The 23,980-nt window shown below is 71.2% G+C and carries 15 protein-coding genes and 1 pseudogene; 13 read left to right on the top strand and 3 right to left on the bottom strand.

Annotation, left to right across the window (positions count from 1 at the left end; translation table 11 throughout):
* Positions 1-7: 7 nt before the first annotated feature.
* Both dnaE and IPJ95_15885 read right to left on the bottom strand, forming a co-directional pair.
* Positions 8-3,490 carry a DNA polymerase III subunit alpha gene (gene dnaE / locus IPJ95_15890; protein ID MBK7925084.1) on the bottom strand — a complete coding sequence of 1,161 codons (3,483 nt, stop codon included), beginning with the start codon at positions 3,488-3,490 and terminating at the stop codon, positions 8-10.
* Between the two features lie 81 nt (positions 3,491-3,571).
* A complete protein-coding gene (locus IPJ95_15885; protein MBK7925083.1) occupies positions 3,572-4,219 on the bottom strand; it encodes a bifunctional phosphoribosyl-AMP cyclohydrolase/phosphoribosyl-ATP diphosphatase HisIE in 648 nt (215 codons plus the stop codon).
* Between the two features lie 76 nt (positions 4,220-4,295).
* Between IPJ95_15885 and IPJ95_15880 the strand changes: the two genes are divergently transcribed.
* Genes IPJ95_15880 through IPJ95_15865 form a run of 4 tightly spaced genes read left to right on the top strand, consistent with a single transcriptional unit; the run spans position 4,296 to position 8,939 of the window.
* Positions 4,296-5,984 (top strand): hypothetical protein, encoded by a 1,689-nt coding sequence (locus tag IPJ95_15880; protein MBK7925082.1) that lies wholly within the window; start codon positions 4,296-4,298, stop codon positions 5,982-5,984.
* The gene (locus IPJ95_15875) at positions 5,981-6,865 is read left to right on the top strand and encodes a hypothetical protein (protein MBK7925081.1); all 885 of its coding nucleotides are present in this window, start codon (positions 5,981-5,983) and stop codon (positions 6,863-6,865) included. Before IPJ95_15880 ends, IPJ95_15875 begins: the two co-directional genes overlap by 4 nt.
* 17 nt (positions 6,866-6,882) lie before the next feature.
* Entirely contained in the window at positions 6,883-7,965 is a 1,083-nt protein-coding gene (locus tag IPJ95_15870) for an aminopeptidase (protein ID MBK7925080.1), read from the top strand.
* 11 nt (positions 7,966-7,976) lie between these two features.
* Positions 7,977-8,939, top strand: coding sequence for a hypothetical protein (locus IPJ95_15865; GenBank protein MBK7925079.1), 963 nt, complete (start codon positions 7,977-7,979; stop codon positions 8,937-8,939).
* Between the two features lie 6 nt (positions 8,940-8,945).
* Here IPJ95_15865 and IPJ95_15860 read toward each other — a convergent pair whose 3' ends face one another.
* Positions 8,946-9,989 (bottom strand): DUF4097 family beta strand repeat protein, encoded by a 1,044-nt coding sequence (locus IPJ95_15860; protein ID MBK7925078.1) that lies wholly within the window; start codon positions 9,987-9,989, stop codon positions 8,946-8,948.
* Positions 9,990-10,119: 130 nt separating this feature from the next.
* On the opposite strand from IPJ95_15860, the gene IPJ95_15855 reads away from it, so the two are divergent.
* The 9 genes and pseudogenes from IPJ95_15855 (at position 10,120) to IPJ95_15815 (ending at position 23,956) form a co-directional block, all read left to right on the top strand.
* Complete coding sequence (locus IPJ95_15855; GenBank protein MBK7925077.1) at positions 10,120-10,962, top strand: serine/threonine protein kinase; 843 nt, start codon at positions 10,120-10,122, stop codon at positions 10,960-10,962.
* Between the two features lie 6 nt (positions 10,963-10,968).
* The gene (locus tag IPJ95_15850) at positions 10,969-12,183 is read left to right on the top strand and encodes an HDOD domain-containing protein (GenBank protein MBK7925076.1); all 1,215 of its coding nucleotides are present in this window, start codon (positions 10,969-10,971) and stop codon (positions 12,181-12,183) included.
* Between the two features lie 73 nt (positions 12,184-12,256).
* Positions 12,257-12,577, top strand: a complete 321-nt coding sequence (locus IPJ95_15845; GenBank protein ID MBK7925075.1) for a hypothetical protein — start codon at positions 12,257-12,259, stop codon at positions 12,575-12,577.
* Positions 12,578-12,642: 65 nt separating this feature from the next.
* Complete coding sequence (locus IPJ95_15840; GenBank protein MBK7925074.1) at positions 12,643-13,662, top strand: alpha/beta hydrolase; 1,020 nt, start codon at positions 12,643-12,645, stop codon at positions 13,660-13,662.
* A 171-nt stretch (positions 13,663-13,833) separates the two neighbouring features.
* Positions 13,834-16,608: a carboxypeptidase regulatory-like domain-containing protein gene (locus tag IPJ95_15835; protein ID MBK7925073.1), complete on the top strand. Its 2,775-nt coding sequence runs from the start codon at positions 13,834-13,836 to the stop codon at positions 16,606-16,608.
* A gap of 1,276 nt (positions 16,609-17,884) precedes the next feature.
* Positions 17,885-18,277 (top strand): annotated as a pseudogene (locus IPJ95_15830) (PKD domain-containing protein).
* Positions 18,278-18,526: 249 nt separating this feature from the next.
* A complete protein-coding gene (locus IPJ95_15825; protein ID MBK7925072.1) occupies positions 18,527-19,438 on the top strand; it encodes a PKD domain-containing protein in 912 nt (303 codons plus the stop codon).
* A 304-nt stretch (positions 19,439-19,742) separates the two neighbouring features.
* Positions 19,743-21,578, top strand: a complete 1,836-nt coding sequence (locus IPJ95_15820) for a carboxypeptidase regulatory-like domain-containing protein (GenBank protein ID MBK7925071.1) — start codon at positions 19,743-19,745, stop codon at positions 21,576-21,578.
* Positions 21,579-21,652: 74 nt separating this feature from the next.
* A complete protein-coding gene (locus IPJ95_15815) occupies positions 21,653-23,956 on the top strand; it encodes a hypothetical protein (GenBank protein ID MBK7925070.1) in 2,304 nt (767 codons plus the stop codon).
* The last annotated feature ends 24 nt before the right edge of the window (positions 23,957-23,980 follow it).

Raw genomic sequence — 23,980 nt, 5'->3', positions numbered from 1 at the left:
GGGCTCCTCAGCCAGCCTTGACGAACGCCACGGCCTCGGGCCCGAGCAGCCGCCGGAGGCCCGACACCAGTTCTTCTTCCGCGGTGACCCGCACCCGCCGGGAGCGCGCCCGCAGCCGCTCGCCGTTGCCGTCGCTCCATTCAATATAGAGCGGGACTGGCCCCGGGTGCCGGGTGCAGAGGGCCACCGCCTGCTGCAGCAGGTCGGGCGCGGGCGCCTCGGGCAGCTTCCAGCGCAGCGCCAGGCCCAGCGCGCCGGAGCCCTTGAGGTCCTCGAGCGGCCGGGCCGCCTCGATGACGAACGGCGCCCGGTCCTCGCCCCGGTCCCGGGCGCTGTACCCGCCGGTCAGCAGCACCGCCAGGTCCTCCTTGATCACCGAGTTGAGCTTGGCCCAGGCGTCGGGGAAGACGATGGCCTCGGCGGTTCCATGGAAGTCCTCCAGGATGAGCCGCGCGTATTCCTTGCCGGTCTTCTTGGAGATCTGCCGCTTGGCCTGGGTGATCACGGCCGCCAGCGTCACCTGGTGCTCGCTCCATTCGTGCAGCGTGGCGGTGGTGCGGGAGCCGAAGACTTCCACCTCCGCCCGGAACCGCTCCAGCGGGTGGCCGGAGATGAAGAAGCCGATGACTTCCTTTTCCCGGGCCAGGCGTTCCTGCTCGGTCCAGGCGGGGAGGTCGGCGAGCACGCCGCTGGTGGGGCGGGGGGCCTGTTCGGGCGCATCGCCGAACAGGGAGGCCTGCCCCGCCTCCTTCTCCTGCTGGAGCAGCTGCGCCTCGCGGAGCGCCTCGTCCAGCGCGTGGGTGAGTTGGGCCCGGTGGCCGCCCATCCCGTCCATGGCGCCGGCGGCGATCAGCGACTCCAGCACCCGCTTGTTGCACAGCCGCAGGTCCACCCGCTGGGCGAAGTCGGGCAGCGTGGTGTAGGGCGCCGCCTGCCGGCCGGCGATGATGGACTCGATGGCGCCGCGCCCCACGTTCCGCACCGCCCCGAGCCCGAAGCGGATGCGTCGCTCGCCGATGACGGTGAACTTGAACCCCGACTCGTTGACGTCGGGCGGCAGCACCTCGAGACCGAGCTCGCGGGCCTCGTTGATGTACTGCACCACCTTGTCGGTGCTGCCGATTTCCGACGACAGCAGCGCAGCCATGAACTCGGCGGGGTAGTAGGTCTTGAGCCAGGCGGTCTGGTAGCTCAGCACCGAGTACGCCACCGAGTGCGACTTGTTGAACCCGTACCGGCCGAAGGTCTCGATCTGGTGGGCCAGGTCCTCGGCCAGCTTGCGGGGGTGGCCGAGGGCCACCGCGCGCTCCACGAAGGTGCCCAGCTCCTTGCGGATGAGTTCCGCGTCCTTCTTGCCCACCGCCTTCCGGAGCACGTCGGCCTCGGCGAGGCTGAAGCCCGCCAGCACGTTCGCGATCCGCATCACCTGTTCCTGGTAGGTGATGACGCCGTAGGTGGGCTCGAGGACGTCCTTGAGGCTCGGGTGCGGGTAGCTCACCGGCTCCTGCCCGAGCTTCCGCTTGATGAACACCAGGTGCATCCCGGTGTCGAGCGGGCCGGGGCGGAGCAGCGCGTTGGAGGCGACCAGGTCGTCGAACCGGTCGCACTTCATGTTGCGCAGGGTCTCGGTGGCCAGCGGCGACTCGAACTGGAAGACGCCGGCGGTGCGGCCCTGGCGGAGCAGCTTGTAGACCCCCGCGTCCTCGAGGTCGAGCGTGTCCATGTCGAGGGCGACGCCGTGCCGCTCCCGCACCATGGCTACCGCGTCGTGGATCACGGTGAGGGTCTTGAGGCCGAGCATGTCCATCTTGAGCATGCCGACCTTCTCGAGCGGCCCCATCTCGAACTGGGTGATGATGGAGTCCTCGCCCTCGGCCGACTGGCCGGCGCCCTTGGTGGGGGCGGTGCACACCGGCACGTAGTCGGCGAGCGGGCCCGGGGCGATCACCACGCCGGCGGCGTGCACCGAGGCGTGCCGGCTGATCCCCTCGATGCGGCTGGCCAGCTGCACGCAGCGCTCGTACTGCGGGCTGGTCTCCACCAGCTCGCGGAACTCCTTGACCTTGTCCATCGCCTCCTCGACGCCGAGCGCGAACGCCGGGCCCGAGGGGATGAGCTTGGTGAGCTTGTCGGCGTCGCCGGGGGGGATCCGCAGCAGGCGGGCCACGTCCTTCACCGCGGCGCGCGCCTTGAGGGTCCCGAAGGTGATGATCTGCCCGACGCTGGCCTTGCCGTAGCGCTGCCGGACGTACTCGATCACCTCGCCCCGGCGCTCGAAGCAGAAGTCCACGTCGATGTCGGGCATCGACACCCGCTCGGGGTTGAGGAAGCGCTCGAACAGCAGGTCGAACTTGAGCGGGTCCACGTTGGTGATGCCGAGCCCGTAGGCCACCAGGGAGCCGGCGGCCGAGCCGCGGCCCGGACCCACGGGGATGCCGCGGTCGCGCGCCGCCTGGATGAAGTCCTGCACGATCAGGAAGTAGCCCGCGTAGCCGGCCTTGTTGATCACGCCGAGCTCATAGGCCAGCCGTTCCTGCACCGGCGGCGGCAGCGGCGTGCCGTACCGCGTGGCGGCGCCCTGCGTCGCGAGGGTCTCGAGCAGCGCCTCCTCGGTCAGCCCCTCGGGGCGGGGGAAGGCGGGGACGTAGTACTTCTTCTCGAAGCTGAACTCGCAGGCGTTGGCGACCGCCTGGGTGTTCTCCAGCGCCTCGGGGTGGTCCCTGAACAGCGTCCGCATCTCGGCTTCGGACTTGACGTACGATTCCTCGCCGGTGAACCGGAAGCGCTTGGGGTCGTCGAGCTCCGCGCCGGTGCCGATGGCGAGCAGCACGTCGTGCGCCTCGGCGTCCTCGCGGCGCAGGTAGTGCGCGTCGTTGGTGGCCACCACCCCGAGCCCGAGCTCCTGCCCCAGGCGGAACATCCCCTCGTTGACGCCCTGCTCCTCGGGGATGCCGTGCAGCTGCACCTCGAGCCAGAAGTGCCGGTCACCGAAGGTGCGGGCGAACCACTCGGCCGACTTCTTCGCCTCCTCGTAGTTGCCCTGGCGCAGGAACAGCGCGATCTCGCCCGACAGGCAGGCGGCGAGGCCGGTGATGCCCTCGCTGTGCGCGGCGAGCACTTCCTTGTCGATCCGGGGCCGCCGGTAGAAGCCCTCGAGGTACCCGATCGAGGAAAGCTTGATGAGGTTCCTGTACCCCGTGCGCGAGTGGGCCAGCAGCACCAGGTGGCTGTACTGGGCGGGGGCCCACGACGGCTTCTGCATCGAGGTGCGCGGCCCGAACGCCAGGTAGGCCTCGAATCCCAGGATGGGGCGCAGGCCCTTGGCCTTCGCCTCCTCGTAGAACGACCAGGCGCAGTGCATGTTGCCGTGGTCGGTGACGGCCAGGCTGTCCATGCCGAGTGACTGGACGTGCTGGACCAGCTCCGGGATGCGGTTGGCGCCGTCGAGGAGGGAGTACTCGGAGTGGGTGTGGAGGTGGACGAAGGCCATGGCGGCTCGGCGGCTCGGCGGCGCGGCGACTCGGCGACTCGATCGGGGGTCGAGGGGGCGGGCCACGCGCTGCCTGGCGGCCTATTTCTCCCTTGCTTCGAGCACCTTCAGGACGTCATCCAGCGCGACACCCCGGGCCTGCAGCAGGACCAGGAGGTGGAACAGCAGGTCGGCGGCCTCGGAGGCCAGGCGGGGACCGCCCTCCGCGTTGGCGGCCACCACGACCTCGATGGCTTCCTCACCGACCTTTTGCGAGACCTTCGCCACACCGTGATCGAGCAGTTGCACCGTGTACGACCCGGCGGGCCGTTCGGCGGCGCGGGCGGCGATGGTGGTGACCAGGCGGCCCAGCAGGTGCCCGCCGGGATCGGCGCCGGCGGCGGTGCTGCCATCCGGGCGGACTACGGTGGAAAAGCAGGTCGGGGCCCCGGTGTGGCAGGCCGGTCCTTCCTGCTCCACCCGGTAGAGGACGGTGTCGGCGTCGCAGTCGAGCCGGATCTCCACCACCCGCTGGGTGTGGCCGGAGCTCTCGCCCTTCCGCCACGGCGCCTGGCGGCTGCGGCTCCAGTAGTGCGCCTGGCCGGTCTCGAGGGTCCGGGAGAGGGCGTTCCGATCGGCCCAGGCCAGCATCAGCAGGGTCCCGTTCCGCCGGTCCTGGGCCACGACCGGGACCAGTCCATCCGCGGAAAACCGCACCTGTTCGAGCCAATGGTCACGGGTCACGGCCACAAGGTATCGGCGGGTGATATGATTGTCAAAAGCCGTTGTGGCGCCTTATCTTGCCTTCACTCTACCCCCACCTTCCATGACCCGACGCTCCGCTCGCCCACCGCTGCTGCTGTCCCTGTCCCTGTCGGCCCTCGCGCTGGCCGCGTGCGGCGGCGGGTCCGATCCGGTGACCCCCACGGTCGATTGCGACGGGGTGACCGTCACCACCCTCGCGGTGGGGGGGCATGCCATCGTGGACCCGACCGCGTCCAACGGCTGCCTGCGGCTCCCGGCCGCCGATCCGGCGGGGGCCGAGTACCTGGTGGTGGCCTATTCGGCCAACGGGCAGGAGACGACCAACGGCGTGAAGGGGTCGTTCAGCCTCCGCGGGGTGACCGATGACTTCGCGGCGCTGCGCGGCACCACGGAACCTTCACCGCGGCTGGCCGCCTTCCAACCGCCGGCGGAGCCGGAGTCGTTCCACCAGATGCTGCGGGCCCGGGACCGGGCGCTGTCGCGGAGCCCGGCGGCACAGCTGGGGCGATACCGCGCCCCGCGCGCGCTGGTGCCCCCCACCGTGGGCTCCACTCGCGATTTCGAGGTCTGCAAGACCACCAGCTGCACCTCGTTCGTGACGGTGGCGGCCACCGCGCAGTACGTGGGGGGCCGGGTGGCGCTCTACCTCGATGATTCCGTTCCCTCGGGGGGCCTGAGCGGCGCCGACATCACCGGCTTCGGTGACCTCTTCGACCAGCAGCTCTATGGTTTCGACACCACCGCCTTCGGCCGCGAGTCGGACGTGGACGGGAACGGGATCGTGGCCGTGCTGCTGACCGACCAGGTCAACGCGCTCTCGCCCAACTGCGAGACCACCGGGCAGATCATCGTCGGATATTTCTTCGGCCTGGACCTCCTGCCGGGCCAGGCGCACTCGAATGATGGCGAAGTGTTCTACGGCCTGGTGCCCGACCCCTCGAAGCCCATCTGCGCCGCGAAGGCGCGGGTGCTCGACCTGCTGCCGCCGACGCTGATCCACGAGTTCCAGCACATGATCAGCTTCAACCGCCACGTCCTGCTCGGGGGCGGCGCCGCGGAGGAGACCTGGCTCAACGAGGGGCTGTCGCACTACGCGGAAGAGCTGGGGGGGCGCCAGGCCAACAACGCCAGCTGCACCGCCAACAACTGCCTGGACCAGTTCGCGGCCGGCAACCTGCTCAACGCCTACGACTACCTGACCGCGCCCGAGGTCACCTACCTGGTGGAGCCGGGGACGTCCGGCGGCACCCTCCGCGAGCGGGGCGCCAACTGGCTCTTCGTGCGCTGGCTGGCCGACCAGTCGCCCACCGACACGCTGCTCGGCACCGACATCACCCGCCGGCTGCTCGGCGCCGACCAGGCCGGCGGCCTCGCCACGACCGGCGCGGCCACGGCGGTCGCGGCGGCCCAGCTCTTCCAGCCCGGCATCACCTTCGCCACGCTGGCCGGCCAGTTCCACCTGGCCAACGGGGGTGAGGCCGTCACCGGCTTCACCGAGCCGAGCGGGCGGCTCCGATTCAAGAGCTGGAACCTCGCGGTGGCGTTCGACCAGGTGTTCCCGGGCCCCTATCCGCTCTTCCCCGACTCCACCGCCGGGCCGGGGTACGCCGGCGCCGGCACCCTGCGTGGCGGCTCCGGGACGTACGTCCGGGTGGTCCAGCCCGGCGACGCGGCCGCGGTGGCGCTCAGCCTGTCGGTGGAGAATGCCGGGGCGGTGCAGCCGCAGTACGCGGTGCTGAGGATTCGTTGATCGACCGGGCGGCGCGGCGGGCGCTGCTCGCGCTGCTGCTGCCCGCCGGCCTGGCGGGCCAGGCCCAGGCGCCGCTGGCACCGCTCATCCTCACCCTGCCCATCTCGGTCCGTTCCGCCGGCCTCGGGGGCGCGAGCGTGGCGCTCAACGGCGATGCCAGCGCCACGTTCCTCAACCCGGCCGGACTCGCCACGATCCGCAACATCGCCATCGAGGGCGCGGCCCAGCGCTATCCTGATGGCTCGCTCGAGGGCTTCGCGGCGGCGGGGTTCCGGTTCCTGCAGTTCGATTTCGGCGGGGGCATCCACTACCTCCGCTTCAGTGATTCCTCCGCCGTGGTGGACAACCTGCAGTGGACCGCCTCGGCGGTGTACCGGGTGGGCCTCATCGCCGCCGGCAGCACCCTCCGCTACGTGTCGCTGGAGGATTCCACCGGCGACACCCGCCGCACCGCCGCGCTCGATGCCGGGCTCGGGATCCACGTCTTCGACCTGATGACGCTGGCCTTCTCGGTGCGGAACCTCGAGAGCTGGCGGGTGACCGGCGGGCCGCTCCTGCTGCCGGTGAGCAAGCATGCGGCATTCGCCTTCAACTTCACCGATCCGCAGCTCACCGCCCGGGTGCTCGGCACCGTCGAGGTGGTGTGGCAGGCGCGGGCGGCGCGGCGTACCGTCATCGGGGTCGAGGCGGGGGCGGTGCTGAGCGGGGTGGGGCTGGTGGGGCGGGTGGGATACGGCGCCCCGCCCGAGGGCTCGGGGCAGAAGGAGATCTCCCTCGGGGCCGGGCTGGTGCTCAGCCGGTTCAACATCGACTATGCCTGGCAGCGGCGGACCCGGCTGGGCCGCGAGGTCCACCGCCTGGGGCTGCGCTTCACCCTCTGATGCGCCGAAAGGGCTGCATGATCCTCCTGATCCTCGCCGGGGCGCTCATCGCCGGCTATGGCACCGCCTACGTGGCGAGCGAGGACGTCCGCTACCTCACCCGCGCCGGGCTGGAGCAGACCAAGATCCTCGAGGCGCGGACCCCGATCGCCGAGATCCTGGGTCGCGCCGACACCCCGGCGGAGACCCGGGCCCAGCTCCAGCTGGTGCTCGACGCCCGGAACTTCGCCGCCGAGATCGGCTACGAGGCCAGGGAGACGTACACCACCTACGCCGACGTGGGTCGTGACACGCTGCTGCTGGTGCTCTCCGCCAGCCCGCGCAACTGCCTCTGCCCCTACCTCTGGAAGTACCCGATCGTCGGGCGCATCCCGTACAAGGGGTTCTTCGACCCCGCGATGGCGCGGCGGGAGGCCGGCCGCCTGGAGCAGCGGGGCTACGACATCTACCTGCGGCCGGCGGGCGCCTTCTCCACGCTCGGGTGGTTCAACGACCCGCTGTACTCCACCGCGATGAGCCGTGACTCGGTGGAGCTGGCCGCCACGGTGCTGCACGAGATCGCGCACAACACGCTCTACCTCAAGAGCGCCACGCCGTTCAACGAGAGCTTTGCCCAGCTGGCGGGGTACCGGGCCGCGGAGGCGTTCTTCCGGCGGCGGGGCTCGGAGGCGGCGGCCCAGCAGGCGGCCGATCGCTGGCTCGACGAGGTGGTGCTCAGCGGCTACTACACCACCCTCGCCGACCGGCTCGATGCCCTCTACCGGGTGGCGCCCGATTCCGCCGCGGTCGACAGCGGCCGGGCCGCGCTCGGCCGCTGGGCGCGGGAGCAGCTGGAGGGGACGGTCGGCCGGCAGCTCCGCACCTACACCATCGGCCCGATGGCCGATCGGCCGGTCAACAACGCGCGGCTGGTGGCGGCGCGGATCTACCGCACCCGGCTGGAGCTGTTCGAGGAGTGGTACCAGCGCCACGGCGCGGACATCCGGGCCTCGGTGGCCGCGCTCGATTCCCTGATGCAGGGGGTGGAGGGGGACAGCGCCTTTGCGCGTCTGGCCGCGGCCCTGGCCCCCGCGGCGGTCCCCGGCGACCCCGGGACCTGAAGGAGGAGCCCATGAGCGAGGGGGAGATCCGGGCGCGCAATCCCGCGATTGCGGGCGTGCTGTCGCTGCTGCTGCCCGGGCTGGGCCAGCTGTACAATGGGCAGCCCGGGCTGGCGCTGGGGGTCTGCCTCGTGGTGTATGGCTCCGCGCTCCTGGGGCTCTCGCGGGTGATCGCGCTGCTCGGCGCCACTGACCCGCGGCCGCTCATCACCGGGGTGCTGGTGCCGGTGGGCGTGTTCACCATGGGCTGGATCGGGTCGGTGGTGCTGGCGGTGTTCACCGCGCTCGACCGGCCCGAATACGAGCTGCGCCCCTACAACCGCGGCCTCGTGTATGCCGGGTTGCTGGTGTTCGTGTACGTGGTGTTCCCGGTGGCGACCACCGATGGCGTGCTGCGCTGGCTGCTGGCCCGCAACGGCATCCGCACGCCGGAGCAGGTGGCCGCGTGGGGCGCGCGGGTGGAGGCGCTGCGGGCCAGCGCGCGCCAGCGCGGGACGGCGGTCGCGGATTCGATGGTGGAGATTCCCAACCTGGAGATCGCCACCCCGCCCGATCCCGAGGTGCTGGCCCGCGACGCGGCCACGGTGATCCACCTGGTGCTGGTCGGGGGGCCCGATGGCGGCGTGTACGACGTGTTCTCCACCCCGCCGTCCTGCACCTACCGGGGAGGCGCCGCCCCGAGCTGGGCCAACCTCTACACCGACCCGTCCGACTCCCTGGGGATCACGGCGGTCCAGCTCCAGGTCGACGCCGACACCGGCACCACTCGCGCCTTCCAGCTGAGCGTGAACGTGGGCAACCTGCCCACGGGCCGCAGCTACGTGGTGGACGGTCGCTCGGTCCGGGAAGACACCCCGCCCAGCGCCGTGGTGGAACGACGCGGGGCGGGGGCGGTGCTTCGGCTGGTGGGGACGACCGAGACCGGCGTGCGGGTGGAGGCCACGGTGCAGTGCCGGGTGCTCGCCGCCCCCTGAGCCGGGCTAGCGGGTGAGGCTGATGTCGCCCGAACCGGTCTCGATCTCGATCCGGCCGCGACCATCGCCGAGCGTGCCGCGGATCTCTCCCTCCGACTTGCGGACCAGCTGGAGCGGGAGGGCCAGGTCCAGGTCGCCGCTGCCGGTTTCGAGGTCCACGGTGGCGTTCACCGACTCGGGCAGCCGCACGGTGACGTCGCCCGACCCGGTCTCCACATGCAGGCGCGCCAGCGTCCCGGTGAGCGAGATCCAGATCGAGCCGCTGCCCGCCTCGAGGGTGGCGTCGGGGACCTGGGTCCCTTCCACGCGGATGTCGCCCGACCCGGTGTCGATGGCGAGGGTGCGCGCGGCGATGTCGCGGGCCCGTACCTCCCCGCTCCCCGTGTCGACCGTGAGGTCCCCTTCCCTCATGTCCGAGACCTCGACGTCGCCCGAGCCGGTGTCGAGGGACAGCGAGCCGCTGGCGCCGGTCACCGTCACGTCGCCCGAGCCGGTGTCGATGCTCAGGCTGCCCCGGGTGCCACGGGCGATGACGTCGCCGCTCATGGCGTCGAGGTGCAGGGTACCGTTGACGTTGGTGGCCTCGATGCGCCCCACGCCGAGGTAGATCGCCACCCGGCGCCCCTCCGGCACGCTCACGGTGAGGTCGGCCGCCGCCTCGAGGCCGTCGCCGGACCCCCGGATGGTGACCTTGCGGCCTTCGCCGCGGCCCCAGCGGTGGTCGCCGTCGCCCCAGGTGCCGTCGGGGCGGATGGTGAAGTTGGAGTTGGAGCCGTGACCGAGCGCCGGGTACACGATCCGGTCCCCGGGGTAGACGACCCGCAGGGTGGTGCGGCCGCGGAGGTCGCCGGTCTCGACCGAGAGCCGGCCGGCATCGGCGCCGGTGGGGGTCACCGCCACCGTGACCGCCCCGCCACGGCCCCCTTCCACGCGGACCACGCCGGCGATGTTGTAGACGGCCACCGACTCGCCGGACAGGGCATAGCTCCTGGCCCCCTGGCCGGCGAGGGGCAGGGCCAGGAGCAACAGGGCGGGAAAGGCGGCACGCATGCGGAGACTCCGGGTCGGGGTATGCGGGTTGGACCGCGTCGGGAGGTCAGGGGTTGGAAGGGCCCCTTGCGGCCCCGTGTCACCTCCCCCTACTTACCCATTCCCCCTCAGGATTCACCGCGGAGCAGGCATGGCCCGCGATCTACTCCCGCTGGTGCGGCAGGCCCTGACCGGGCGCTACAGTATCGAGCGCGAGGTCGGCCGGGGCGGCGCGGCCCGGGTCTTCCTGGCGCACACGCCGGGGGGCGCCCCGGTGGCGCTCAAGGTGCTGCACCCGCAGCTCGCCGCCAGCATCACCGCCGACCGCTTCCTGCGCGAGATCGAGCTTGCCTCCCAGCTCAGTCACCCCCGGATCGCCCGGCTGCTCGACTACGGCGAGGGGGACTGGCTGCTGTGGTACGTCATGGAGTACGTGCCGGGACCCTCGCTGCGCCAGCACCTGGAACGGGTGCGCCGGGTGCCGGTCGCGGACACGGTCCGGCTGGCCCACGACCTCTGCGGCGCCCTGGGCGCTGCCCACGCCAGGGGCATTGTCCACCGCGACGTCAAGCCGGAGAACATCGTGGTCTCCCCGGAAGGCGCGGTGCTGGTGGACTTCGGGATCGCCAAGGCGGTGGCCGCGGCGGGCTCCGACCGGCTGACCCGCAGCGGCTTTGCCGTGGGGACCTCCACCTACATGAGCCCCGAGCAGATCACCGGCTTCGACGGCATCGACCCGCGGTCGGACCTCTATTCCCTGGCCTGCGTGCTCTTCGAGTGCCTGGCGGGCCACCCGCCCTACGACGATCCCTTCGAGGACCTGGTGCTCACCAGGCACCAGACCGCGCCGGTCCCCGACATCCGTCCGTTGCGGCCGGACACCCCCGAGTCCCTCGCCGCCGTCGTGGAGCGCGCGCTGGCCAAGGACCGGGCCGACCGCTGGGCCGGCGCCGCCGAGATGGCCGCGGCGCTGCCTTCCCTCGCCCATATCTGACCGCCCGTGGACATCTTCGTCGCCCGGCAGCCAATCTTCGATCGGCGGCGGAACGTGGTGGGCTACGAGCTGCTGTTCCGCTCGAGCCTGCAGAACGTCTTCGGCAAGCACGACCCCAACAAGGCGTCGCTCCAGATGATGGACACGACCTTGCTGGGGTTCGGGCTCGATGCGCTGGTGGGCGACAAGCCCGCCTTCTTCAACGCCTCCCGCGACGTGCTGGTGAAGGAACACTGGGCGGTGCTGCCGCCGGCCAAGGCGGTGATCGAGGTGCTGGAGACGATCGAGCCCGACGCGGAGGTGGCCGCGGCCTGCGGGGCCGCGCGCCGGGCGGGGTACCGGCTGGCGCTGGACGACTTCGTCTTCCGCCCCGAGTACGAGGCGCTGCTGCCCTACGCCAGCGTCATCAAGATCGACTTCCTGATCACCCGGGGGGCCGAGCGGGCGGAGCTGGTGCGCCGCTTCGCGCCGCGCGGCATCCAGATGCTGGCCGAGAAGGTGGAGACCTACGAGGAGTTCCACGAGGGGCTGCAGGCCGGCTACGAGCTGTTCCAGGGCTACTTCTTCTGCAAGCCGGAGATGGTCACCGGGAAGGACGTCACCCCGGTCAAGGCCAACCTGGTCCGCCTGATCCAGGAGGTGAACCGCCCCGAGCTTGACTTCGACGCACTCGAGGCGCTCATCAAGCGGGAGGTGGCGCTCTCGGTGAAGCTGCTGCGCTACCTCCACTCCGCCGGCTTCGGCTGGCGGCACGAGGTGAGCACCATCAGCCAGGCGCTGCGGGTCCTGGGGGAGCGGCCCACCCGGAAGTGGGCCTCGCTGGTGGCGCTCACCCTCATCGGCGAGGACAAGCCGGTGGAGCTGGTGGTGACCAGCCTGGTCCGGGCCCAGTTCTGCGAGGAGCTCGGCGCCGAGGGGGCGCTGCCCGAGACCGTGGCCGACCTGTTCCTGACCGGACTCCTCTCCACCCTCGACGCGCTGCTCGACCGGCCGCTGGAGCAGGTGCTGGAACAGATGGCCGTGAGCGACGACATCCGCCACGCCCTCCTGGGCGGGGACAATCACCTGGCGGACACCCTCGGCCTGGCGGTGGCGTATGACCGTGCCGACTGGGAGCGGGTCGAGCTCCTCGCGCGGAAGATCGCCTTCCCGGAGTCCCGCGTGCCCGAGGCCTACCGGCGCGCGGTCGAGTGGGTCTATCGCATTCTCTCCGGCGGCTGACCGGGCCGGTGGCGTCATCGGCCCCTGACGCGGCCGTCATCGGGACGTGATGCGCCGGGCCCATGCTGCTCGCATGGTGCGTCCTTTCCTCCTCTCCCTGCTCCTGCTGCTCCTGGCCATCCCGGCCGCCGCGCAGCACTCCGTCGCGCGCAGCACCCTCCAGCGCGGAGTGGCCGCGATCCGGCTGCGGGCCATGCTGGCGGGGCAGGGCACCGCCCGCCCCCCCGCCGCGGCCCTCGTGGTCGATCCCCGTGCCGCCATGCCGCTCCGGATTCCGGATCGTGCCGGCCGCCTGGTGACGATTCCCCTGGCCTCGGCGCTCGACCTGCGTGCCGGCATCCTCTGGTGGCCGACCGGGCCGCGGGCCCTGGCCGGGTTCCGCTACCGCTACTAGCGGCCGTTACCGCATCCTGTCTCCCGGCGTGACGGGCACGTGACGGCGGCGCGTACCCTTCTCGCATGTCACGCCGCCTGCCGCCGGACCGCGGACGCCTCCGCGCCCTGCTCACTTTCCTGGCCCTCGCCCTGCTTGCCTGTCGCGCCCCGGCCCCGCCGCTGGCGGCGGAGGGGATGATCGCGGTGCCTGGCGGGGATTCCCTGCACTACCGGATGGTCGGTGCGGGGCCCGACACGGTGCTCTTCCTGGCGGGGGGCCCGATGCTTGGCGTCGGCTACCTGCAGCAGGCCTTCGGCCGGCTCGGCGACCGGCACGCGCTGCTGTTCCTCGACCTGCGCGGGCGGGGGGAGTCGCCGGCGGTGCGCTCCGCCGATGCGCTCCGGCTGGAGACCGACGCCACCGACCTCGAGGCGGTGCGTCAGCACTTCCAGCTGGAACGCTTCGCGGCGGTGGGCCATCACTGGGGCACGGCGGTGCTGCTCAAGCATGCGTTGCGCTTTCCCGGGCACCTGACGCGCAGTGTCCTCCTGGCCCCCTTTCCCCAGCGGGCCAACTTCGTCTTCGAGCTGATCCGGCAGCCCCACGACACCGCCGCCCAGCGGCGGCACGGCCTGGCCCGCGCGGCCCGCGCCGACACCACCGACCCCGCGGGATACTGCCGGGCCTACTGGGGCTTCGCGCTGTCACCCAGTGAGGAGACCGACCCTGCCGTGGTCCGTGCGCTCGCCCCGGCGGTCTGCGCCGGCGATCCCGCACGGCTGCTCGCGCGCGAAGGCGAGCAGCGCCGGTTCTACCAGGCGATCGGCACCTGGAACTGGTGGGACTCGATCCCCCGCCTCGGGGGCGAGGCGCTGGTGCTGCTCGGCGATGGCTCCCCGATCCTCGCCTGGGGCGCCCGCGGCTGGGCGGGGCGCCTGCCGGGGAGCCACCTGCTGGTGGTGCCGGGCAGCGCGCTGTTCCCGTGGGTGCGCTCGCCGGCGGTGGTCGAGGAGGCGGTCCGCGGGTTCCTCGCCGGACGGGTTCCCGTCGACGCGAGGCGGGTGGATGCGCCGCCCGACACGCTCCTGGCCCAGCATGAGTGACGCGGCGGCGGGTCACGAACCTCATCGCTTCCTCGTGACCAGCTCGTGACGGCATCGGGCTGGAAGTCCCGCATGGGGGCGCGATACTACCTCGCCTTCCGCCGGCCGGCGTCACGCGCCGGTTCCGGCATCATGCTGGCGCACCCGTCACGCTGCCCCGAGCGAATCCCCATGCGGATTGTCCTCCCCGCGACCACCGCGCTGTTCCTGCTCTTCTCCGCCGTGCCGGCGGAAGGCCAGGAGCCGGCGCCCGCGCCGACCCCTGCGCCCGCCGCCCAGGCCCCGGTGCCCACCGGTCGTGTCACGGGACGGATCATCGACCGGGAGACGGGCCGGCCCATCCAGGGGGTGCGGGTCTCGGTGGTGGGGATCCCGGGCGTGGTCGAGACCGACCTGGACGGGCGCTACCGGACGGCGGCCGTGCCGGCCACCCTGCAGTCCGTGCTGGCGGCCTATATCGGCTACTCCCCCACGCGGCGGGACAGCGTGAAGGTGATCGCCGGCCAGACGATCACGGTGGATTTCGCGCTCTCGGTGAAGGCCGTGGAGCTCGAGGAACTCGCGGTCGAGGGCGCGGTGCCCTCCGCCCCCAAGACCGACGCGGGGCTGCTCGCGGCGCAGCAGGCCGCTCCCGGCGTGAGCGACGGGATCAGCGCCGAGGCGATCAGTCGCAGTCCCGACTCCGACGGCAGCGACGTCATCCGGCGGGTCACCGGGGTGACGGTGTTCGACAAGAAGTTCGTGCTGGTCCGCGGCCTCAACGAACGCTACAGCAACACCACGCTCAACGGCGCCGACCTGCCGAGCCCGGAGCCCCTCAAGAAGGTGGCGCCACTCGACATCTTCCCCGCCAGCCTGCTGGAGTCGATCGTCACCGCCAAGACCGCCACGCCCGACAAGCCGGGCGACTTCGCGGGCGGGTCGGTGGAGATCCGCACCAAGGACTTCCCCGAGAACTGGGTGATGCAGGTCGGGGTGTCCCAGGGGTTCAACAGCCTGACCACGTTCCAGCCGATGGCCCAGGCGCCGCGGACCACCAGCGACTTCTTCGGGTTCGGCGATGCCCGGCGGCGCCCCAACGCGGACGCGATCGCCGGCCGCCTCAACGAGCGCGCGCTCGAGTCCTACCGCAACGTGTGGACGGGGCGGCGGGTGGACGCGGCGCCCAACCTCGGCGTGTCGCTGAACATCGGCGGCCAGTTCGGTGAGGCCCTCCCGATCGGCTTCTCGGCCGCGCTCACCTACGGCAACAAGCGCAGCTACACGCCCGGCAAGCTGCTCGCCTACATCCCCAACAAGGACGGCCAGGGCGGCAACGGCCGGGTGCTCGACGAGAGCGCCGCGGAGGTCGAGGTCGGCGCCCTGGCCAACCTCTCCATCCGGCTGGGGAGCAGCAGCAAGCTGGGCTGGAAGAACCTCTACACCCGGAACGCCGAGGAGATCCTCAGCAACGGCTCCGGCTACAACACCGAGAACAGCACGATCTTCGACACCTATGGCGTGCAGTATGTCGAGCGGGAGCTGATGCAGTCGCAGCTCTCCGGCGAGCACGTGCTGGGGTTCCTGGCCGGCTCCCGGCTGGAGTGGAAGGGCACCCTGGCCCTGGCGCGGCGGCGGGAGCCTGATCAGCGGCGGGCCAACTACATCAAGAATACCGGGCTGCCGACGCTGTCCCAGTTCAGCGTCTTCCAGACCCGCGACCTCGAGGACCAGATCCGCACCGGTCAGGCGGACCTGACGGTGCCCTTCTCGCTGCGCCATGAATCGGACGCGATCCTCAAGTTCGGCGGCCTGCTGCGGGACAAGCCCCGGACCTTCACGTCGTCCTACACGCAGATCCGCACCCAGACCACCGACGAGGCGATCCTGAGCCTCCCCCCGGAGCGGCTCTTCGCGCCGGAGAACATGGGGAGCGTCCTCACGGGGCAGGCGCTCGACTTCGGCGGGGCCTACGCCTCGGACGACGACCTCACCGCCTTCTACGGCATGGCCGACCTGGCCCTGCTGCCGTCGGTGCGGGTGGTGGGGGGGCTGCGGGTGGAGCACTGGCGGCTCAACGTCTTCGAGGGCGGCCGGCAGGCCCCCGACTCGGTGACCTGGCTCCGCCCCTGGGACTACCTCTGGTCGGCGAACCTGACCTGGTCCCTCAGCGACCGGATCAACATCCGCCTGGCCGGCTTCCGCTCGGTGGTGCGCCCCGACCCGCGGGAGCTGGTCAACGACCGCTACGTGCCGATCGGCTCCGAGTGCGACATCACGGGTGATCCCGGGCTCCGGCCCGCCCGGATCCTCAATCTCGACGCCCGCTGGGAGTTCTATCCCCGGCCCGCGGAGCTCTTCGCGATCAGCGGCTTCTACAAGAGGTTCGATGACCCGCTGGTCGAGGTCATCCAGGAGTCGGCCAACGTGTGCACCTCCTTCACGGCCAACGGCGGCACCGCCCGCAACTACGGGGTGGAGCTCGAGGGCCGTCGCGCGCTCGACTTCCTCCCCGGATTCCTGGGTGGGCTTGCGGTGGGCGTCAACGCCACGATGCTGCAGTCGGAGGTCACGCTCGACCCGATCCGCTTCGGCGGCTCCAAGGGCCTGGGGCTGCAGGGACAGTCGCCGCTGCTGCTCAACGGCTCGCTGTCGTGGGCCAACGAGGCGTCCCGCACGTCGATCTCGCTGCTGTACAACTTCTTCGATACGCGGATTGCCCGGTACGGCGGGGCCCAGCCGTCGCAGCCCGATGTCCGGCCGGCCAACGTCCTGGAGCGCGCCCGGTACAGCCTGGACGCCAAGGTGCAGCAGGGGTTCGGGCCGATGAAGATCTCGGTCTCCGGCACCAACCTGACGGGCCAGCAGGTCCGCTGGGTCCTCGAGGGCTCCGGCAACCGGGTGCAGACCCGCCGGGCGCCCATCGGCACCTCCTGGTCGGTCGGAGTGACCTATGATGTCTTCTAAGTCCTGGCGCCGCCCGTGGGCCCTCCTCGGCCTGGCCCTGGTGGCCTGGGCCTGTGGCGCCGGCGAATCACTCGGCCTCGGCGGCGCCAATGCCCCGACCGAGGTGCGTGCGACGGCACTCAACCTCAGTACGATCCGGCTGGAATGGACGCTCCCGTCGGGGGTGACCGACCTGCAGCTGCTGCGGATCGAACGGCGGGTGGACCTGCACGGCGAGTTCAGGCTCCTGGCCGAGGTGGCGCCGAGCGCCACCAGCTACTTCGACGGGAGCCTCTCGCCGGAGACCTACTACGGCTACCGGATCCTCACCGTGGACCAGGTGGGCGACCGATCCCGCCCCAGCACCGTGGCCGGCGCCCTCACGCCCCCGCTTCCGGGCCTCGTCCTGTCCACCGCGCTCCAGGGCACGGCCCAGGGGGCCGAGGATCCCAACGGCTACCGGGTGGACATCAGCGGCCCCCTGGATACCTCGATTGCACTCGGATCGGTGGCGCAGCAGACGCTCTCCCCGCTGCCGGCGGGCACCTACACGGTGACCCTGCGCGACGTGCTTCCCACCTGCTCCTTCACCGCCGGGGATTCCGTGCGCACCGCCGTGGTGGCGGATACCGGCCTCAATACCCGGACCAGCATCGGGTTCTCGCTGTCGTGCGTGGACCCCACCCGCGGGCGGATGGCCGCGCGCGTGACCGTCACCGGCGACAGCGTGGATACCGACGGGTACCGGGTGGACTACGTGGGGATCGTGAGCGGGGACACCCTGCCAGCCCTGGGGGCGACCACGCTGAGCGGCTTCGGTGGCGTGCAGGGCTTCGCCAACCTGCGCCCGGGCGACTACGAGGTCACCATCAGCGATGTGGAGGCACCCTGCCTGCTGTCCGGCGTGGCGAGCCGGAGCGTGCAGGTGGCCCCGCTCTCCGCCGACACCGTCAGCTTCGCGGTGTCGTGTCCCACCAGGGGCGGCGGCAATCCGAACGCGCCGTTCATCCTGCGGAATGTGTGGACGCCGTCGCAGGCCGGGGCGGGGCAGACCATCACGCTCGACGTGAGCCTGGACCTGTCGGCGGTGAGCGGGCAGGACGTGGGCGCGGTGCAGGCGAGCCTGCAATACGACGCGGCGGTGCTCACCTACGTGAGCGCGACCGCCCCGGCCCCCGCACTGATGAACAACCTCACGGTGAACACCGGGACCCCCGGCACCATCACCTGGCTCAACTTCAGCACCGGCAGCACGCCGCCGACGGGCGTGGTGCCGGTGGCGCGGTTCACCTTCACCGTGGCGGGAAGCACGGGACAGACCGCCCGCACCCAATCCAGCATCGCGACCATCGGCAACTTCGATGGCAGTCAGACCCTCGAAACCCAGTTCCGCGTGGTGGAGGACACCTTCACGGTCGGGGCCGGCTCCGGCGGCGGCAACCAGAACCCGGTGGCGCAGGCGGGCGGCCCGTACACCGGCAGTGCCGGGAGCGCCATCAGCTTCAGCTCGGCCGGATCCAGCGACCCCGACGGGAACATCGCCAGCTACGGGTGGGCCTTCGGCGACGGCACGACCAGCACCCAGGCCAACCCCTCCAAGGTGTACGCCACCGCGGGGACCTACACCGCCACCCTGACGGTGACCGACAACCAGGGCGCCACGGCGACGGACCAGGCCACCGTGACCGTCACCGGGGGCGGGGGGGGCGGGGCGCAGCCGTTCACCTACCGCAACGTATTCACCCCGCAGACCGCCTCCAGCGGCCAGACCGTCACGCTCGACATCACCCTCGACGCCTCGGCCCAGCCCTCCCAGAACGTCGGCGCGGTGCAGGCGATCACCACCTTCAATCCCTCGGTGCTGCAGTACGTGAGCAGCACCGCCCCCGCCCCGACCCAGATGAACAACCTGACGGTGAGCACGGGGACGCCGGGCCAGATCTCTTGGCTCAACTTCACCACCTCCGCCACCCCGCCGACGGGCCTGGTGTCCGCGGCGCGCTTCACGTTCACCGTGATCGGGAACGGCTCCTCGATCACCGGGACCAGCATCGCGGCGATCGCGGACGCGGCGGGCAGCGTCACCCTGGACACCCTGTTCCGGGTGGTGGAAGACACCTTCGCCACCGGGGCCGGCGGCGGCAACCAGGGCCCGGTGGCCCAGGCGGGCGGCCCGTACACCGGCACGGCGGGCCAGGCGATCAGCTTCAGTTCCGCCGGTTCGTCGGATCCTGATGGCAGCATCGCCAGCTACGGCTGGACCTTCGGCGACGGCACCACGAGCACGCAGGCCAACCCATCGAAGAGCTATGCCGCGGCGGGGAGCTACACGGCCACGCTGACCATCACCGACAATCAGGGTGCCACGGCCACCGACCAGGCCCCGGTGACGGTCAGCGCGGCGGTCACGCCGATCACCTGGACCAGCGCCTTCGGCGGTTTCAACGCCGGCCTGGCCGCCTACCCGCTCGTGGTGACCCTCAACCTGAGCCAGGACATCCCGCAGACCTCGGGGCCCGAGGCGCTGGGGAGCTACGTGGTGGATTCACTGGTGTGGGACCCGGCGGTCCTGGAATATCACTCGCTGGTCTTCGCCAGTGGCGGCGGGTCGTCGAACATCACGAACGCCACCGGGGGCTGCAAGTGCAAGCTGAGCTTCACCGGGGTGGCGCTCTCGCCGAACACCGGGCTCGTGCCGGTGGCGACGATCAACTTCCGGCCCAAGGGCGCCAGCGGCAACACCGCGACGCCACGCTTCTACCTGAGCAGCGTGCTCAGCACCGCCGCGCTCGGCTCGTTCAACTACCTCGGTGTCCTGCAGAGGGTGGAGGGCAGCCTCACGCTGCCCTGAGCCGTGACAGAGTGTCGTATCCGCGCCGCGTTCGGGCAGCCGCTGTGGCGTCCCGGGGGCGGCGCTCCCCGTTGGTGTGGCGGCGCCCCGGCACTTCACGAATGTCACAAGTCCACATCACGGTCCCGTTTCTTCCCCACAGACTTTGGCCCGCTCGCCCGTGACCGCTCGTGGCCGCAACCGATACCGCGACGCGGCGAGGCCTTGCTGTTATCGGCCGACTTTACCCGCGGCTTGAGAGCCCGGCCGTCCCGAGGCCGTTCGGGGCCGCTGTCCTTCCACCATCAGTTCCTCTGGAGGTTCCATGCAGTTGGTCCGCCGTCTCGGTGGGCAGGCCCGGCGTGTGATGTCGGTCGGCGCGATCGTCGCCACCGCCGTCGTCGCCGGCGCGTGCTCGTCCGACAACACGGGCGCTGGCCCGGTGCTCCCCGGCACCCCGCAGCCCAACCCGCAGATCACCCGCGCCGCCTTCCTCGCCGACGTCAACGTGCGCACCGGCGAAGTGAAGATCCGCGCCCCGCAGCTCACCGGGACCCAGAATGGTCTCGGCGCCCTGCGCGGCGAGGACATCGACGCGAGCCTGCGTGGCGTGGATCTGTCGCTGGTCGGTGGTGACGTGGTCAACATCACCACCTCGAACTTCGTGGCCTCCGCCGTCGGCGCCTTCGCGCCCGGCAAGGTGCGGGTGACGTTCGACGTGAACATCACCAACAAGCTCTCCGGCGTGCAGCTCGTGGGCCCGACCGTCTTCCCGGCGCCCCCGGCCGGCACCACCGGCCCCATCCTGTTCCCCTACGACATCGCGGTGGCCGTCACCGCGGGTGGCACCGCCACCGGCGGCCAGGGCAACGACGTGATCGTCACCCTGCCGAGCTACGGCCTGGTGGCGCCGAGCACCGACTGGAACGGCGCCCCCCACAGCTTTTTCAACGACGTCTCCTGCACCCCGCCGAACAACGGCGGCGGCGGGAGCGGCGGGCAGGGCAGCGGCGGCGGGTTCGGCCAGAGCAACGGCTCGGACTGCTTCCGCTGGGAGGAGTTCGCGGGCCCGATCTTCCCGGGCTCGACCACGGCGGCGAGCGGCGTCGGCTTTGACCTCGACCCGACCGTCGGCCAGTTCACCGCCCGCCTGATCGTGGCGGCGGACCTGCAGAACAGCGGCCCGGCCCCGACCGGCACCATCGACGGCACCGTGACCTCGCCCCAGCTGGGCGCGCTCAACGGCGTGACCGTGACTGCCACCAGCGGCATCACCAGCCTCCCGGGCACCACCGCCGGCGCGGGCGCGTATGCGATCGCCAGCGTCCCGACCGGCCCGGCGTCGGTGGCCATCACCGGCGGCCTGCCGGCCGGCTGCACCAACCCCGGCAGCCAGGCGGCCACCGTCACCAACGGCGGCACCGCGACGGTCAACTTCACCGTCACCTGCCCGGTGCCGAACGGCAGCATCGCGGGCCAGATCACCTTCACCGGCTTCACGCCGGCCGGGGCCGCCATCGACGGCATCACCGTGAGCGCCACCCCGACGGGCGGCAGCGCGGTCTCGGGGAACGTCACCAGCACCGGCGCCCTGAGCATCAGCGGCGTGCCGATCAACCTCTCGGCGGACGGCGCCGTCGCCCTCGGCAACCTGCCGGCCGGCTGCACCGCGGTCCCGGCGGGCTCGTACACCGGCCTCACCAACGGTGGCAGCCAGACCGTCAACTTCACCGTGCCCTGCGTGGCCCCGCCGGCGTTCTATCAGTACAACGGGACCGCGGTGGACAACGGTGCGACCGTGACGATCAGCTACACGATCGACATGACCACCCGCGATGACGCGGCGATCCCCGGCGCGGATGATATCTCCGCCATCCAGGGCTCGTTCACCTACAACAGCGCCCGCCTGAGCGCCCCGGTGTGCGGCAACGTGTCCGGCTCGGGCCTGACCAACGGCACCTTCAACACCAGCACCGCCGGTACCATCGGCTTCCTGAACTTCACCACCACCGGCATCCAGACCGGCGTCCAGGGCGTGCTCACCTGCACGTTCACCGACGCGGGCAGCGGCGCCCTGACCACGCTGACCACGCTGACCGTGGCCGCCAGCGACAACGGCACCGACCTGCTGCCGAACACGCAGCGCAACGACATCCCGTAACCCGGCGGGACGGAGGCGGGCGCCCCACCGTGGGGCGTCCGCCCATCCGTTCAGACCTACAGGAGAAGCCCCACATGCAGAAGTCCTTCACCCGGCTCTACGTCCGCCCGGTCGTCGCGATCGCCGGCGTGGTAGCCGCTTTCTCCGCCTGCTCCGGGGATGATCTGACCCCCCTGGGCGGCAACCAGGCCGGCGCGGACCTCGCGATCGGTGTCGCGGTGTCGTCGGCGCACGCCGGCGCCGGCCAGCAGGTGGCCGTGGCGGTGCAGGCCGAAGGCCGCGAGGCCCTCGGTGGCCTGCAGGGCACGCTGTCCTATGACGCCTCCCGGCTCGAGTTCGTGGGCCAGGCGCCCGAGGGCGCCAAGGTCACCATCCTGAACACGACGAAGGCCGCCCGCGGTGAGCTCAAGCTCATCAGCTACCAGGGCGGCACCGGCATCGGCGGCCGTTCCGGCACGCTGGTGTTCGCGGTCAAGGGCGGCGACTACACCCAGTCCCTGAAGTTCGATCTGGAGATGGCGACGGACGTCAACGGCGCCCGGGAGATCGCCCGCTACACCCGCGCCGGCACGGCCGAGCTGGCCGACCTCGCGCTGCCGTCGGCCGCCCGCGCCATGTCGATGGCCGACTGGAACGAGGCGCTGTACCCGGAGGTCGTCAAGCAGGAGCGGAAGGTGATGCCGCACGTGGCCGGGCAGTACCTGGCCAACCTGCACTACGGCAACGCCAACCTGAGCGCGGAATCGGGCGCCAGCTGCACCTCGGTGAACGTGCTCGACGCCAGCTACATCGGCAACATCGCCGTCGGCAACAACTCCGTGCTGGCCACCGACTTCCCCACCCGTGACCCGGTCGTCGCGGGCAACGTGGCCCCGAACTCCTCGCCGATCCCCGGCGTGGGCGCGGGCGGCACCCGGGTGATCGACGTGCTGGACGCCCAGGCCGTCGCCAACGAGGCGGTGGGCAACCTCCGCCCGGTGGTCTGCGACCTCATTCCGGGCCGGTCGCCGCTGACGACCAACATCGCCACGGTCTCCGGTGCCATCACCAGCAACCGCACCTTCTTCAGCGACACGATCTACCGGATCAACGGCGTGGTGAAGGTCAACAGCGGCGCCACCCTGACCATCCAGCCCGGCACCCGCATCGAGGGCATGTACCTCGGCGCCGGCACCTTCCAGATCTCCGAGCTCATCATCGAGCGCGATGGCCGGATCGACGCCCAGGGCACCCCGCTGCAGCCGATCGTCATGACCTGCGACCAGACCCCCAAGTTCAAGGGCTGCTGGGGCGGCCTGGCCATCATGGGCAACGCGTCGGTCAACGCGGCGCAGTCGGCGGCGCTCACCAGCCCGGTGATCGCGGGGCGCGCGGCCACCGGTGGCTGCTTCGAGGTGGTCTTCGAGGGCACCACCGGCACCCCGTCCGAGACCCGGTTCGGTGGCTGCAACGATGCCGACTCGAGCGGCGTGGTGCGCTACGCCCAGATCGAGTACGGCGGGTACGCCTTTGCCGCCAACACCGAGCTCAACAACCTGACGGTCGGGGGCGTGGGCAGCGGCACCGTGCTGGAGTTCATCCAGCTGCATGCGGGCCTCGATGACGGGTTCGAGATCTGGGGCGGCACGTTCAACACCCGCAATATCGTCATGACCGCCAACTCGGACGACGACTTCGACTTTGCCTCCGGGTGGAGCGGCAAGGCCCAGTTCCTGATCAGCCAGAAGGACTCGCTGGACGGGGAGAAGACCTTCGAGATCGACAACACCGAAGTGGCGGCCACGTACAACAGCACCCCCCGCGTGAACGCCCAGATCTACAACGTCACGATGGTGGGCGCGGAGGCGCCGTCCAGCACCAGCGGCACCGCCGGCAACAACGTCAACGACGCGATCCAGCTGCGTCGCGGCGCCTGGCCGGACTTCTCCAACTTCGTGGTGATCGGATACCCGGTCGTCCTCGATATCGACGACGCGGCCACCTGCCCATCGGGCGCCGACCTCGACACCGAAGTGCTGTTCCAGTCCTTTACCTGGTTCAACGTGGTGGCCGTCGGCAACACCGACACGGACTTCCTCTGCCAGCCGTACACCATCGCCGGTGGCGCGGATCTCGAGGCACAGGCCCTCAACGACGTGGATCGTGGCAACACGGCCGCGGCCACCAACCCGCTGATCGCGCCGTACAACGTCATCACCCCGGACTTCCGTCCGGTCAGCGCGTCCGCGGTCTCGCAGGGCACCAGCATCACCCCCCCGAACGACGGGTACTTCGACGCCACCGCGAACTACCGCGGCGCCGTGGCCCCGCTGACCTCGGGCGGCATCCCGTGGTACGCCGGCTGGACCCGCACCTGGACCAGCGCCACCACGCCGTAAGGCGGCACGACCCCGTGCCGATGT

This window comes from Gemmatimonadota bacterium (genome assembly GCA_016713785.1).
Lineage (GTDB): Bacteria > Gemmatimonadota > Gemmatimonadetes > Gemmatimonadales > GWC2-71-9 > JADJOM01.
Note: the sequence above shows the minus strand (reverse complement) of the source record. Positions and strands in the feature narration are given on the sequence as shown.